The organism is Iamia sp., assembly GCF_035575815.1.
GTDB lineage: Bacteria > Actinomycetota > Acidimicrobiia > Acidimicrobiales > Iamiaceae > Iamia.
In genome coordinates this window covers 70,820-85,556 of the sequence record NZ_DATLXO010000063.1, presented here as the reverse complement: position 1 = coordinate 85,556, position 14,737 = coordinate 70,820, and the positions used below count along the sequence as shown (strand labels likewise).

Genomic DNA, 14,737 nt, shown 5'->3' with positions numbered 1-14,737 from the left:
GGCCGTGAGCGGGGTGGGCGGTCAGTACGGGGCGACGTCGGAGAAGTAGTGGCGCGGGGTGTCGACGAGCATGGCGTCGATCTGGTCGTCGGTGACCCCGTTCTCGCGCAGGTACGGCAGCACCTCCTGGGAGATGTGGAGGTAGTGCCACTGGGGCAGGAACGCGAGGACGCCGGGATCGATCCAGTCGATGTAGCAGGCCGCGTCCTGGGAGAGGACCATCTGCTCGGCGAACCCCCGGCGACACATCTCGACGACGATGTCGGCCCGGGCCTCGAAGGTCGTCTCGAGGTTGATGCCGAAGCGGTCCATCCCGAGGAGGAACCCGGCCTCGGCCAGCTCGGTGAGGTGGTCCGCGTCGGTGCTGTCGCCGCTGTGGCCCAGGACCACCCGCCGGGGCGCAACGCCCTCCTCGTCGCAGAGCACCTGCTTCACCAGCAGCCCGGTGTGGTCACCGGGGTGGGTGTGAACGGTGATGGGAACGCCGGTGCGCCGGTGGGCCCGCGCCACGGCACGCATCACCCGCTCGACACCGCCGGTGAGCCCGTGGTGGTCGATGGCGCACTTGAGCAGTCCGGCTCGCACCCCGGTGCCGGCGATGCCGTCGGTGATGTCGCCCACGAACATGTCGACCATCGGGTCCGGCACCTCCGTCCCGAGCGCCGCGTTCAGGGCCGGGCCCCGGTGGTGGAAGAAGAAGGGCACGTCGCCGTAGGTGTAGCAACCCGTCGCCACGACGATGTTGAGCTCGGGCACCTGCTCGGCGATGCGCTGCACCCGGGGGATGTAGCGGCCCAGGCCGATCACGGTGGGGTCGACGATGGTGCGGACCCCCTGGGCGGCCAGGGCGGCCAGCTTTTCGACTGCGTCGGTGACCCGCGCCTCCTCGTCGCCCCACTCGTCGGGGTAGTTCTGCTGCACGTCGGGGGTGAGCACGAAGACGTGCTCGTGCATGTAGGTGCGGCCGAGCTCGGCGCTGTCGATGGGACCGTTGACAGTGGGGACCAGTGGCATGAGGGCCTCGTCGGGTGGCGGGTGCCCGCCGGCGCCGCCGCGACGCAAGCTGGCCGCGGGCGAGGTGCCCGGCCCGGACACTCCTACCACGACAGAACGCGCTGGGGGTCCGTGCCCGCTGGGTCACCATCGGACCTTCTTGGCCACCCGCCGGCGATGGAGACCTACGGCGTCAAGAGATCGATCAAGTCCGGACTATCTAGACTTGGTCATCATGGTCATACAGATGAACGTCTCGGAGGCCAAGGCCAAGCTGTCGGAGCTCCTCGATGCCGCCGAGTCGGGTGACGAGGTGGTGATCGCCCGGTCGGGCCGTGCTGTCGCCCGCCTCGTCGCCATCTCCGAGCCTTCTCCCCGCACTCTCGGCTTCCTGCCCGTGTCGGTGGCCGACGAGCTGTTCGCACCGCTGGCCGACGGCGAGCGGGCGGACTGGGAGTGACGACGCTGCTACTCGGCACCCACACCTTCGTCTGGGCGGTCGGCGCGCCGGACCGACTCAGCGGACGCGCCCGTGGGCTCATCGCGTCCGGCTGACCTGGGGCCAGCGCTGCCAGGCTCGCACCAACGCCTCCTGAGCAAGCTCCTCCCCACCCGCTCGGCTCCCCGTCGCAAGGGTTATGGCGCCGACGAGCCGGTCACGGATGCTGTCGCACATGTCCTCAGGGCCCTCCACCGTCATCGGAGACAAGACGCCCGGGTCACGGAATCGGTTTAGCGGCCATCACGCCGACACGGCCGGGCCTCGCTCGGGCTCGGCGTCGTGTGGGAGCCGACGACGTCGCATGAGACCGTCACGGCGCACCCAGGACGACGGGGTTCGGTAAGAGGCCGGCGTCAGTCCTGGGGCCAAGCGGCACGGAGCATCTCGGCCCGTCGTCGGAGCTCGCCGGGATCAGCGGGCGCTCTGGTCGACCCGTAGAGACCGTCGCCATCCCACCGGGGGAACACGTGCACGTGGTAGTGCCAGACGTCCTGGTTGCCGGCGGGCTCGTTGTGCTGACGGGTCGAGACGCCGTCGCAACCGAAGGCCGCCTTCATGGCGATCGCCGAGGCCCGGACGGCGCACTGGATCGGTGTGCCGAGCTCGGGCGGCAGGTCGAAGACGTTCTCGTGGTGCTCGAGCGGGATGACCAGCACGCTCCCGGGGTTGCGTGGCCACCACGCCGGGTTCACCTTGACGAAGACGTCCTCGTCGCGGTGGACGATCGCCAGCGGGTGGTCGGACTCGCCCGTCGCCACGTTGCGGCAGAACGGACACTGGTAACCCGGTGGAGCGTGGTCGTACATCTCAACGACATGTTGCCCGACCGGCTCGTCACTCGGCCCGCCGAGACACGTCCGTGGTCGATCGCCACCCGGCGTCGATGTCATCGACGCGAGCGTCGACGGGACGCGGGGGACGACTGGGGGTCAGCGCAGCAGCTCGTTGCGGTGATCTGCGAGCCATTGTTGCGCTCCCGTGATGAAGTCGAGAGCGCCGAGGCCGACGAGCCGTTCGATTCGCGGGTCGCCGTCTGCGTGCCCGGCCTCGAACGCCGCACGCTGCGCGCTCTGTGCGTGGGCGGCGTGACCGAGGAGGTCGACCGGAGACCGCGTCCCGTACGCCTCCGCAGCGACACGGAGCAGACGTCGCTGCACCTGCAGTGGTGGCGCAGCCGGGGAGCCCAGCATGAGGTACCGCCAGGTCGCATAGCCGACGTCCTCGTCGCGAGCGCCGGGCCGTGCGTTGTCCCAGTCGATGAACGCGAAGGCGCCGTCGTCGTCATAGACGGTGTTCCAGGGGGACAGATCACCGTGGCGGACGACCTCCTCGACGCCCGCCAGCTCAGATCCGGTGGTGATGTCGTGGTAGCGGCGGATCAGCAGGAAGGCCGAGCGCACACCCACATCCGCGACGACCACCTCCGAGATCGTCTCGGGTGCGACCTCGATCGGTACGTGGCCGTCCACGTAGGTCAGGATCTCCTCATCGCCCTCGGTTCCGAGCACCCGCGGCGACCCGTCGAAGCCTTGGTCCTCGAGGTAGCGCAGCAGCTCGTGCACGAACGGCGTGTGCGATCCCATCTGGCGTCGAACCGCTCCATCGACGAGCCGAGCGCCCGTCATCCACCCGCCCGGGAGCCGCCCGACCTCCTCCATGGGGTCGATCCTGGCCGCCGTCGCGGGCTCGGGCAACCGCCGACGCGGGGTCGAGCCCTCAGGGCCCGAGCCGGTGGACATGGCGACCGTCAGGTCGTCTCTCGACAGGTGGCCGGCGAGCTCGTCTGACAACAGGCGGGCCGCACTGCTGCGTTGACCATGCCATCTGGGGCCGGCGGCGCGCTCAGGTAGGTACCATGCGTACACGTGGGACCATCAGGACCACTGATACCATGTTTGCCATGGCTCCCCCGATCTCCTCGTCGTTCTCTCTCGGACACGAGTTCCGGTCTCGAGAGGCGCGCGACCACCTCAAGGATGTCTTGGACCGGGCCGAGTCCGGCGGTGTCGCTGTGATCCGCCGCACCGTCCCCGTCGTGGTGCTGCACCGAGACGCCGTGGGGGCGGCCCTTCAGGCGGCCGCGCCGGTGCCGGTGCTCAGCTCTGTGAGCGGTGGTCAGTTCTTCTTCTGGGTGGAGGGGGCGCCCATCCACGCCGTCGGCGACGGCCTCACGGCGGCCGAGGAGGCCTTCCTGGACGCCCTCGTCGACTACGCCCAGGCGTGGTTTGACGGCCTCAACACCGCGCCCAACCACAAGCGGTTCCGAAACCTCGCCCTCCTGGTTGGCATCTACGCCGGCGATCGTGCCGAACTCCACCGGGTGATCTTCGGCGACGACTGATGCGCCCACTCCCTCACCGAGCGCACCGCAAGTTCGTCGAGACCGAAGGGTGGACCAAGAAGACCGGGACGGGCTCCAAGAAGGCCGGCGACCACCACCGCTACACCCTCGAGCTGGCGACCGGCGACGTCCTCTACACCCGGGTCTCTCACGGCGCGAGTTCCCTCGACGACCCCAACCTCGTCGCCGCCGTGCTGCGGGACCAGCTCCAAGTCTCCGAGGAGGACTTCTGGGCCTGCGTCGATGAGGGCATCCTACCGCCCCGCCCCCGAGCAGAGTCGGGGGAGCCCGAGGGCCCAGCCGTCGACGCCAAGCTCATGCGCAACCTCGTCCGCAAGGTTGGGCTGAGCCCCGCCGAGCTCGAGGGCATCACCCAGGACCGCGCCATCCAGATCTGGAACGACTGGCTGATCAGCGGCGGCACGTGAAGGCGTGGTGAGGGGTTGCGTTCGTACAACCCCGATGACATCGGACGCGGCGTCACATCAGCTGCAGCCGCTGGTGCTGCCGCAGCTGGGACAGGCGTGGCACGAGCCCGCACGCATCATCTGCACACCGCACTGCATGCAGTACGGGGCGTCGGAGTGGCGCACCTCGAGCTGGGCCTGGGGCACCTCGGGCGCCGGGGTCGAGTCGAGCACCCCGGCCCGCTCGAGCAGGCTCGGGGGCGGCATCGGCCCGGCGTCGTCGATCTCCTGGGCCAGCGCCGAGGCAGAGGGCACCGACTTGGGATCGGCGTACATGTCGGAGCCCTGCACCGTCTCGGTCACCGTCTCCTCGACCCCCGGCAGCGTGGGCTGGGTGCGCTCGGAGACGGTGAGGATGCCGAGCTCGGCCCGCTCCTCGTAGGTCAGGTACTCGACGGCCAGACGGCGGAACATGTAGTCGACGAGCGACGAGGCGATGCGGATGTCAGGGTCGTCGGTCATGCCCGCGGGCTCGAAGCGGGTGTTGGTGAAGGTCTCCACGTAGGCCCGCAGCGGCACGCCGTACTGCAGGCCGTAGCTCACCGAGACGGCGAAGGCATCCATGATGCCGGCGAGGGTCGATCCCTGCTTCGAGATCCGGACGAAGATCTCCCCCGGACGGCCGTCCTCGTACTCGCCGACGTTGACGAAACCCTTGCAGTCGGCGACGCGGAACTCGAAGGTGCGGCTGGCCCGCGACCGGGGCAGCTTGCGCCGCACCGGCTCCTTCACCGTGACGACCTTCTCGATCACCTTCTCGACGACGCGCTCGACCACCTCGGTGGCGGTGGCACCCTCAGCGGCGACGGCCTCGACCACGTCCTTCTTGGTCATGGAGAGCGGCTGGGCCACCTTGCACCCGTCGCGGTAGATCGCCACCGCCTTCACGCCCATCCGCCAGGCGTCGATGTGGATCTGCTCGACGTCTTCGACGGTGGCCTCGGTGGGCATGTTCACAGTTTTGGAGATGGCCCCGGAGATGAACGGCTGGACCGCCGCCATCATCTTCACGTGTCCCGTGTAGTGGATGGTGTTGTCGCCCATCGAGCAGGCGAAGACGGCCAGGTGCTCGGGAGCGAGGTGCGGGGCGCCGACGATGGTCTTGTTCACGTCGATGTAGACGACGATCTCCGCGATGGCCGCGTCGTCGTACCCGAGGTTGCGTAGGGCCCGGGGCACCGTCTGGTTGACGATCGACATGGTGCCGCCACCGACCAGCTTCTTCGTCTTGACCAGGCCCAGGTCGGGCTCGATGCCGGTGGTGTCGCAATCCATCATCAGCCCGATCGTGTTGTGGCTGACGAAGCCGTTGGCCACGTAGGTCACGTTGGCCGGGACCGAGATGTCGTAGGTGAGCTCCTCGTCGCCGAGGACGGCCTCACTGACCCGGTCGAAGAAGAAGCCCAGGAGGTGGGCCAGCTCGGCATCACCGGACTCCTCCACCAGCTGGGTGGCCAGCGAGCGGCTGATGGCGCCCGACCGGCGTAGCTCCTGCAACGCCGCCCTGCGGTTTCGACCCGGGTTCGGTGCGACCCGCTCGACGAGCTGGCGGCTCACCGGGATGTGGTCGTGGCGGGCCGCCTGGGGGTGAACGCCGCTGGCCACCGTGACCGCCTTGCGACCGGAGAGGAAGCCGATCTCGTCGAGCCAGGCGGCGGCCGACGCCTGGTTCAACAGCCGTAGGATCGCCAGCCGTGAACCCCGGCCGCTCGTGCCGAACGAGCGGGTGGTGACGTAACCCAGGCTGAGCATCAGGGTCTGGACGTCGCGCGAGAAGTCGAGCGAGGTGGTCGTCCACGACGGGTAGCCCGCCGTCACCGTGCCATCCGCCTCGAAGAGCCCCCGAAGGAAGGCGCTGTACACCTCAGCGTCGTTGGCGTGGAGGACGGCGTCGGGGATGTGCGCCAGCCACCCCTTTCCTGAATGGCCCTCGTTCGGCAGCTGCTTGGCGAAGCCCGAGGCCTTCCACCAGTCGACCAGCTGCACCGAGCTGATCTCGACCGAGGCGTAGCCCTGCTCGGCCCGCACCCGGGCCTCGATGCCGAAGAGCGACTTGGAGAGGCGCTCGAGGTGGTCGATCACGTCGAGATCGGCTTCGGCGACGCACAGGCGCAGCCCACGGGCGTGGAGGGATCCATCGCCCATGAAGTACCCCACCAGCTCGGCCAGCTCGGCCGTCATGGCCTCCGGGGCCCGGACGTGGTGCTCGGCGGCCCACCGGTAGCCCTCGCCGAGCGGCGGCAGGGCGACGGGCCGGGGCGCACCCACCAGGCCACCGCGAGCAAGGGGGACGAGGTCGCCGGAGCGGACATCCGCGAAGCGCCGCCACACCCACGCGCCGGCCTCGTCGACCACCTTGATGCGGTGCTTGGTGGTGCCGGCGATGTGGTAGCCGCGGTGGGTGGTGACATCGACGATCCGCTCGAGGCCGTTGACGTAGAACCTGGTGGCGTCCTGCTCGCCGTCGTCGGTGAGCACGCGAACGTCGAGGTCCTGCCACTGGGCCCCGTCGGGGTCACCCAGCGAGCGGAGCCGCACGACGCCGCGGTCGGTCGTCACCATGGACCCGCCGACGAGGCAGCCGGTCGGCGCCAGGACACTGGCCTGGGAGTTGCGGACGCCGAACTGCTCGGCCAGCTCGCAGGCCTCGTCCCACGACTGCTGCGCGGCGGAGAGCAACTCGGAGGGGACGAGCTCCTCGTCGATGTCGGCCGCTGCGGTGCGGTGCATGTCGAGCACCCGGAGCATGTGCTCGGAGTTCTCCTCGTAGCCCGAGAAGGCACCCATGCGAGCTGCGATTCGGGCCGAGACCTCATAGGCGTGGCCGGTCATGAGGGCGGTGATGGCCGCCGCCCACGCCCGGCCCACCTCCGAGTCGTACGGGGCGCCGGTGGCCATGAGCAGGGCGCCGAGGTTGGCGTAGCCGAGGCCCAGCTGGCGGAACGCGCGGCTGTTGTCGCCGATGGGCTCGGTCGGGTAGTCAGCCCGACCGACGAGGATCTCCTGGCCGGTGAACATGACGGCGCAGGCCTGCTTGAAGCCCTCGACGTCGAAGCGGCCGTCGGCGCCCTGGAAGGCCAGCAGGTTGATCGACGCCAGGTTGCAGGCCGAGTTGTCGATGTGCATGTACTCACTGCAGTTGCGCACGACCGTGCCGTCGACCACATAGGAGTGGTTGCGCGGCTCGCTTAGGTTGTACGTGAGCTCGACGCCGTCGTCGGTGCGCTCCACCAGCCGGGTCGTGGTGTCGGTGCGGTAGAAGCGGTGGTTCGCCAAGAGGGTGGCCAGCGTCTCGGCCTTCGCCGGGTGGTCGAAGCCGACGGCGACGGCGAAGTGCCCGATCGACGGCCCCGACACCCGGAGGTCGTGCTGCGGCGATGACGCGTAGATGGCCTCGCGACCGTCGCCGCGGGTGTGGCGGAAGGCGTCGTCCAACGCACCGCGGATGCGGTAGGTCCGGCTGGAGATGCCGGCGGTCGTGAGCAGCCGCTGGACGTCACCCAGCAGCGCCGGCGACGCCGAGCCGAGGCCCACGTAGCGGCTCTTGGCCCCGTCGTGGACGCAGCCATCGGCGTCGAAGAGGCCGCGGAGGAACGCGGCGACGATCTCGGGCGGCGCCTCGTTGACCGACCACGGAACCCGCTTGGCGGTGGCTTTGGCGTCGCTCAGGCCGAGAGCCTCGAAGAAGCGCACCAGCACCGAGCGGCTGACCCGTAGCTGGGCGGTACCGTTGGCCTGGATTGACGGCGTCGGGATCCGGCCGCCGTTGAGCTCGGCCAGGAAGGCCTGGTGACGAGGCAGGATCTCGGCCTGCTCGCGAGGTGAGCCGTAGACGGTCGTGGCCACGTCGCCGCTGATGCAGCCGTCACCGACCAGCCAACCGAGGTAGTGGGCGAGGTCGTCGCTCCACTTCTCGGGAAGAACCACGCTCGCCAGGGCCCGTCGGTCGCAGCCCTCCGCGTACACGGCGGCATCGGTCGACACCGGAAGCCGCCAGTCGGCGGCGGTGGCCGGCGTGGGCAGATCGAGCGTCTTCACCCGGTCATCGCCGGTCAGCTGGCGTGCCTCGACGTAGCCCCGGTTGGTGGTGAAGATCCGATGGCCGGGAGTGCAGCGCAGCTGGCGGCCGTCGGCGAAGCGCAGCCGGACGATCTCGTTGGAGCCGGTGATCATGATCGCATCGGGCGTCGTGAGCTCGATGCGCTCGGCCGGGGCGTCGACGTTGGTGGCGTCGTGGGTGTAGACGGCGAAGGTCTCACCGAGGCGGGCCCGATCGACGAGGTCGACGAAGGCGATGAGCCCCTTGTCGGTGTGGACCATGGCGTCGCCGGGGAAGCACGGGTTGGACCCGTTGATGCGGTCGGTGTTGGCCGCCGTGTGCCACCGGTTGATGGTGGTGTCGTACTGCATGCCGGGATCGGCGCACTCCCAGGTGGCCTGGGCGAACTGGTGCATGAGGTCGCGCGCCTTGACGGTGCGCACCACCTCGTCGGTGGTGACCGCCCGCAGCTGCCAGTCGGCGTCGTCGACGACCGCCTGCATGAACTCGTCGCTGACCCGCACCGAGTTGTTGGCGTTCTGGTACTGCACCGACGCCATGTCCTTGCCGTCGAGGCTCATGTCGAACCCGGCCTCCTCGAGGGCCCGGATCTTCTTCTCCTCGCGGGCCTTGACCCAGATGAACTCCTCGATGTCGGGGTGCGACACGTCGAGGATGACCATCTTGGCGGCGCGGCGGGTCTTGCCGCCCGACTTGATGGTGCCGGCCGACGCGTCGGCCCCCCGCATGAAGCTGACTGGACCCGAGGCGGTGCCGCCTCCCTTCAGGTACTCGACCGAGGAGCGGATCTTCGAGAGGTTGACCCCGGCACCCGAACCGCCCTTGAAGATCACGCCCTCCTCCCGGTACCAGTTGAGGATCGAGTCCATGGCGTCGTCGACGGCGAGGATGAAGCAAGCGCTGGCCTGCTGGGGCACGCCGGCCACGCCGATGTTGAACCAGACCGGCGAGTTGAACGCCGCCTTCTGGGTGACGAGCAGGTGCTTGAGCTCGGCCCGGTAGGCCTCGGCCTCGGCGTCGTCGGTGAAGTAGCCGCCCTCGGTGCCCCAGGTGGAGATGGTGTCGGCGACGCGGTCGATGACCGCCTTGAGCGAGGTCTCGCGCTCGGGCGTGCCGACGGTGCCCCGGAAGTACTTCTGGGTGACGATGTTGGTCGCGTTGATCGACCAGGAGGTGGGGAACTCGACCCCGAGCTGCTCGAAGGCGATGGCCCCATCGGACCAGTTGGTGATGCGCGAGTCGCGGCGCTCCCAGGTGAGCTCGTCGTACGGGTGGACGTCGGGCCGGGTGAAGTGCCGGCGGATGCCGACTCCGGTCTGCTCGGGAGCGAGGGCCATGGGGGTCTCCTGGGATCGAGGTGGACGGCGAACGAGGAGGCCGGCCGGGTGGGGTGAGCGCCGAGGGCGCCGCGGAGGACACGAGGCCACGCTGCCCTCCGTCCGTGTGCGGACCACAACGTGTTGTGCCCTGAGCGCCGTCTGACCCCCAGGGACCACAAGATGTGGACGTGACTGCTAATTACACCAGGGTAGTTACACCGCTGTCAACGGAAGCCGCGGCGCGATCTCCCAGGTCAGGGGGCGCTCGCGAAATCTCGCGCTGGCGAGGACCCGTCGAGACACCCCCATGGACGCTGCCCCGATGGCCGGGAGCACCGCACCCCTCTCTGTTCCGGGAGGCGCACCGCGGCCCCGTCGATGACTGCACCCTAGAGAGGGCCGCTTGTGGAACGGAAGGGGACCAGCCTGTGGATCTCTGTGGATGGCCCGGTGGATTTCCCCCGCCTCATCCACAACCCTGGGGACAGTCGTTGTGACCGGGTGCGGGCCGGTGGGGCGGGCGTGTAGGGCCCGCCCCACCCGGGGTTTCGGCGAAGGCTCTCCCGGCGGCGGTCAGGTCGCCGGACCCGCCTCGATGGCGATGTCGATGGTGACCACCTTGCCCACGAGCACGCCACCGGTCTCGAGCGGCTGGTTCCAGGTGAGGCCGAAGTCCTCGCGGTCGAGCTCGATGCGTCCTTCGAAGCCCACGACGACCTGGCCCCACGGGTTCTTCCCGGCGCCGTTGTAGGTGGCGGTGAAGCTCACCGGGCGGGTGACGTCGCGGACGGTCAGATCGCCTTCGAGGGTGAAGGTGCCACCCCTGAGCTCGGACACGCCGGTGGAGCGGAACGTGATCGTCGGGAAGGTCTCGGCGTCGAAGAAGTCGGCGCTGGTGAGATGCGCGTCACGGTCGGGCGCGTGGGTGTCGATCGACGCGACGTCGATGTCGATGGAGACCGAGGAGGCCAGCGGGTCCTCGGCGAAGACGATGGTGCCCTGCACGGTGCCGAAGCGACCGCGGACCTTCGAGACCATCATGTGGCGGACCGAGAAGGTGAGCTCGGAGTGGCTGGTGTCGACGGTGTAGGCGCCCGGGGCGGGGATCGCCAGACCCTCGAACTCGCGGGTGGGGAGGGTGGGAGCATCAGTCATTGGACATCCTCGTGATAGGTGCAAAGGTAGTTGCACACGCAACTACATTAGGTATCAACCATCCCGCTGTCGAACTATTCCGATCGTGACCGAGAGGCCCCGACGATGCCTGAGCTGGCTGACATCACCAACCCCGACGTCGACGCCACCGCTGACGCCGCCGCCCCGGCCGACGGGACGGGCCTCGGGGCCTTCGAGGCCCTCCTCCACGACGAGCGCCTCACCGCTGCCGGTCTGCTGTTCGAGGTCGCCGCCGGGTTGGAGGCCGCCCTGGGCAGCCAGATCGACGGCCACGGCCTCGCCCTCTCGGAGTTCGAGGTGCTGCTGCGACTGGTGCGCAGCCCCGGCGGCCAGCTCCGCATGAGCGACCTGGCCCGCCAGGTGAACCTCTCCTCCAGTGGCCTCACGCGCCTGGCCGACCGCCTCGAGGCCCGGGGTCTGCTCGAGCGCCGGGCGTGCCCCACCGACGGCCGGGGCTCAAACGCGCTCGTCACCGCGGAGGGCCGCACCGTCATGGCGGCGGTGCTGCCCGGACACGTCGCCCTGGTCGAGCGCTGGCTGACCAGCGCGCTCGAGCCCGCCCAGCTCCAGGCGCTGACGGGTGCCCTGCGAGCCGTGCGCGCCGGCGTGCGCCCCGACGCCGAGGCCGGCGCCCGAACCGGTGTCGCTCCCGGCCCAGCCTGAGCGGGCCCTCCTCAGACCGACCGCCCGCTGCGGCTCAGCCCGGCGCCACCTCGACGGGGATGCCGTTGAGCACGGCGTTGCCCGACACGGCGTCGACCGCACCCTCGTCGGTGAGCACGTTGCTGTTGACCCCGGCATAGCGCTCGGCCACGCTGAGGCGGACCCCCTCGAGGTCGTGGCCCCACCCGTGGGGCAGGCTCACCACCCCTGTGCGCACGGCGTCGGTGACCTGCACCGGCGCCTCGACCCGTCCGACCCGGCTGGTGACGGTGGCCTGGCCGCCGTCCGCGAGGCCGAGACGGGCGGCATCGTCGGGGTGCACGTGCAGGGCGCAGCGGGGCCGGCCCTTCACCAGGACCTCGACGTTGTGCATCCACGAGTTGTTCGACCGCACGTCACGCCGGCCCACCAACAGCAGCGCCGTGGAACCCACGGGCCGGTCGAGGGTGGCCCGGAGGCGGGGCAGGTCGGCGACGATCTCGGCCGGGGCCAGCTCGACGCGGCCCGACGGGGTGCGCAGCACCTCGGGCAGCCGGGGCTCGAGCGCACCCAGGTCGACCCCGTGGGGAGCGGCGCGCAGCACCTCGAGGGTGAGCCCCTCGGGATGGGTGCCGAACGCATCGCCGTAGGGGCCGCTGCGGAGCATGAGGTCGAGCAGGCGGGCCGGGCCCGGCGTGGTGCCCAACGCCTCCTTGATCTCCGCCGGGTCGCGACCGTGGAGCGGACCGTGCTCGTCGCCCACCGCGGCGGCCACCAGGCCGTCGACCACCAGCTCGTCGACCACCTCGGGCGAGGCGTCGGTTCCGAGACCCTGGGCGATGAGCGCCAGGCGCGCCAGCACCTCCCACTCGTCGGGCTGGTCGTCGCCCCGTTCGAGCACCGCGTCGCTCCAGTTGGCGACGTTGCGTATGGCCAGCTGCAACAGGGCCAGGTCGTAGTGCGGCTTCTCCAGGGCGCTCGGCGCCGGGAGGATCACATCGGCGTGACGTGTGGTCTCGTTCACGTAGATGTCGACGGCGATCATGGCCTCGAGCGTCTCGAGGGCCGCATCGAGGCGTCCGCTGTTGGGCGTGGAGACCACCGGGTTGCCCGCCACGGTGACCATGGCCCGTATCCGGCCCTCACCGGGGGTGTCGATCTCCTCGGCCATGCAAGCCGCCGGCAGCTCCCCGAGGGTCTCGGCCAGACCCCGGACCCGGCTGTGGCGCCGCCCGAGGCGCACGCCCGGCCCCGGAGCCCGAGGCCCCGCGCGTGGTGGCCGACCCGGCCGCGGGGCGGGTGAACATCGAGCCGCCGGGGCGGTCGAGGTTGCCGGTGAGCGCGGTGCACACGTCGACGAGCCACGAGGCCAGGGTGCCGAACGCCACCGTCGTGGTGCCGATGCGGCCGTAGACGCAGGCGGTCGGCGCCGCCGCCAGGTCGCGGGCCAGTCGTCGAATCGTCTCCGCGTCGATGCCGGTGGTCTCGGCGACGGCATCGGGCGTGAGGTCCGCCAGCAGGTCGCGAACCTCCTCCACCCCGGCGAGGTGCTCGCCGGCGGCACCCAGCTGAACGAGGCCCTCGGCGAAGAGGGTCGTGGTCATCGCGGCCAGCAACAGGGCGTCGGTGCCGGGCCGGATGGCGACCCACTCGTCGGCCAGCTCGGCGGTGCGGGTGCGGCGGGGATCGACCACCACGAGCCGCCCGCCTCGCGCCCGGAGCGCCTTCAGCCGCCCGGGCCAGTCCGGCGCGGTGGCCAGGCTGCCGTTGGTCTCCACCGGGTTGGCCCCCAGCAGCAGGAGGTGGTCGGTGCGGTCGATGTCGGGCACCGGCACCGACAACGGGGTGCCGAACATGAGCGCCGAGGAGATCTCCTTCGGACGCTGGTCGACAGTGCTGGCCGAGAACACGTTCGGCGTGCCGAGGTCCCGCAGGAACGGCTTGAGGTAGAGAAGGGAGGAGATGTTGTGGGCGTTCGGGTTGCCGACGTAGACGCCGATCGCCTCGCGCCCGTAGGAGGCGATGACCCCACCGAGCAGGCGGTCGACCTCGGCGAAGGCCTCGTCCCAGGTGACCGGAACGAGCTCGCCGTCGCGCTTCACCAGCGGTCGGCGCACGCGGTCGGGGTCGTCGTGCAGCTGGCGCAGCGTCGAGCCCTTGGGGCAGATGAACCCGTGGCTGAACACGTCGTCCTGGTCGCCCCGGATGCGCGTCACCCGCTCAGCGCCCTCGTCGTCCCGGGCGACGGTGATCTCCAACCCGCAGCCTGCCTCGCAGAGAGGGCAGGTGCGGTAGGCGGTGCGGGTGGCCGGCCCGGTGCGCGCCGGCGCGTCGGCTCGGACATCGGGGTCCACGACGGTCATGGCGCCATGGTGCCAGCCTCACGATGGTCCTGCTGCTGCTTGGACCCGGATCCCGGTCCCGGTCCCGGTCCCGGTCCGGGGCCGCGGTCGTAGGGTCGGCCGATGCGCCAGCTGCTCCCCCACCCCGGTGAGATCGACCCGGCCGAGGCCTACGCCGCGATCCGGCCCCGACCCGCCGGGCGACCGTGGGTGGCGGCCCTCATGGCCGCATCGGCCGATGGCGCGGCGACGGTAGGCGGGCGCTCGGGGCCGCTCGGCGGCGAGGGCGACCGGGCGGTGTTCCGGGCCGTGCGAGCCGTGGCCGACGCCGTCGTCGTGGGTGCGGGCACCGTGCGCGACGAGGACTACGGACCGGTCCGCTCCCCGGAGCAAACCGCGGCACGCCGGGTCGCCGCCGGCCAGGAGCCGCACCCGCGCCTGGTCGTGGTGAGCGGCCGTCTCCACCTGAACCCCGGCCAGCGCCTCTTCGCCGAGACCGACGGCACCACCCCTCCCCCGCTGGTGGTCCACCCACCGTCGACTCCGGCTGAGGCCCGGCGGCGCATCGAGGCGGTGGCCGAGCTGGTCGAGCTCCCTGCTGCGGTGGGGCGCGGCGTCGATCCCCACGCCCTGGTGGCCGAGCTGGGGCGGCGCCACCTCGGCGTGGTCGTGGTCGAGGGCGGCCCCTCGCTCAACGGCGTGCTGGTGGCCGCCGACGTGGTCGACGAGCTGTGCCTCACCCTCGACCCGATGGTGGTCGGGGGCTCCGCCCCGCGCATCGCTCACGCGCCGGGCGAACCCGAGGCCCGACGGTGGACCACGGCGCACCTGATGGAGCAGGACGGCGTGCTCTTCTGGCGCCTGGTGCGGGACCGGCGCGCCTGACCACGGTCCG

10 protein-coding genes and 1 pseudogene are annotated in these 14,737 nt (G+C 70.6%); 5 read left to right on the top strand and 6 right to left on the bottom strand.

The window, feature by feature from the left end; all coding sequences use genetic code 11:
- Positions 1 to 21: 21 nt before the first annotated feature.
- Positions 22 to 1,014, bottom strand: coding sequence for a hypothetical protein (locus VNL12_RS06665; RefSeq protein ID WP_325592786.1), 993 nt, complete (start codon positions 1,012 to 1,014; stop codon positions 22 to 24).
- Positions 1,015 to 1,228: 214 nt separating this feature from the next.
- Between VNL12_RS06665 and VNL12_RS06660 the strand changes: the two genes are divergently transcribed.
- Positions 1,229 to 1,453: a type II toxin-antitoxin system prevent-host-death family antitoxin gene (locus tag VNL12_RS06660; RefSeq protein ID WP_325592784.1), complete on the top strand. Its 225-nt coding sequence runs from the start codon at positions 1,229 to 1,231 to the stop codon at positions 1,451 to 1,453.
- A gap of 395 nt (positions 1,454 to 1,848) precedes the next feature.
- On the opposite strand, the gene VNL12_RS06655 is transcribed toward VNL12_RS06660, so the two are convergent.
- Together VNL12_RS06655 and VNL12_RS06650 are read right to left on the bottom strand one after the other, a co-directional pair.
- Complete coding sequence (locus tag VNL12_RS06655) at positions 1,849 to 2,301, bottom strand: HIT family protein (protein ID WP_325592782.1); 453 nt, start codon at positions 2,299 to 2,301, stop codon at positions 1,849 to 1,851.
- Between the two features lie 123 nt (positions 2,302 to 2,424).
- Positions 2,425 to 3,078, bottom strand: a complete 654-nt coding sequence (locus tag VNL12_RS06650) for a phosphotransferase (protein WP_325592780.1) — start codon at positions 3,076 to 3,078, stop codon at positions 2,425 to 2,427.
- Between the two features lie 317 nt (positions 3,079 to 3,395).
- Between VNL12_RS06650 and VNL12_RS06645 the strand changes: the two genes are divergently transcribed.
- The gene (locus VNL12_RS06645; RefSeq protein WP_325592778.1) at positions 3,396 to 3,836 is read left to right on the top strand and encodes a hypothetical protein; all 441 of its coding nucleotides are present in this window, start codon (positions 3,396 to 3,398) and stop codon (positions 3,834 to 3,836) included.
- The gene (locus VNL12_RS06640; protein ID WP_325592775.1) at positions 3,836 to 4,264 is read left to right on the top strand and encodes a hypothetical protein; all 429 of its coding nucleotides are present in this window, start codon (positions 3,836 to 3,838) and stop codon (positions 4,262 to 4,264) included. The genes VNL12_RS06645 and VNL12_RS06640 overlap by 1 nt, the downstream gene beginning before the upstream one ends.
- Before the next feature lie 57 nt (positions 4,265 to 4,321).
- Here VNL12_RS06640 and VNL12_RS06635 read toward each other — a convergent pair whose 3' ends face one another.
- Positions 4,322 to 9,700: an LAGLIDADG family homing endonuclease gene (locus tag VNL12_RS06635; protein ID WP_325592773.1), complete on the bottom strand. Its 5,379-nt coding sequence runs from the start codon at positions 9,698 to 9,700 to the stop codon at positions 4,322 to 4,324.
- Positions 9,701 to 10,255: 555 nt separating this feature from the next.
- Positions 10,256 to 10,837, bottom strand: a complete 582-nt coding sequence (locus VNL12_RS06630) for a YceI family protein (RefSeq protein ID WP_325592771.1) — start codon at positions 10,835 to 10,837, stop codon at positions 10,256 to 10,258.
- Between the two features lie 105 nt (positions 10,838 to 10,942).
- Here VNL12_RS06630 and VNL12_RS06625 point away from each other — a divergent pair, with 105 nt between their 5' ends.
- Complete coding sequence (locus tag VNL12_RS06625) at positions 10,943 to 11,521, top strand: MarR family winged helix-turn-helix transcriptional regulator (protein ID WP_325592769.1); 579 nt, start codon at positions 10,943 to 10,945, stop codon at positions 11,519 to 11,521.
- Positions 11,522 to 11,555: 34 nt separating this feature from the next.
- Here the strand turns inward: VNL12_RS06625 and VNL12_RS20835 are convergent.
- A pseudogene (locus VNL12_RS20835) lies at positions 11,556 to 13,863 on the bottom strand (molybdopterin-dependent oxidoreductase).
- A 102-nt stretch (positions 13,864 to 13,965) separates the two neighbouring features.
- Between VNL12_RS20835 and VNL12_RS06610 the strand changes: the two are divergent.
- Positions 13,966 to 14,727, top strand: a complete 762-nt coding sequence (locus tag VNL12_RS06610; protein ID WP_325592763.1) for a dihydrofolate reductase family protein — start codon at positions 13,966 to 13,968, stop codon at positions 14,725 to 14,727.
- Positions 14,728 to 14,737: the final 10 nt, after the last annotated feature.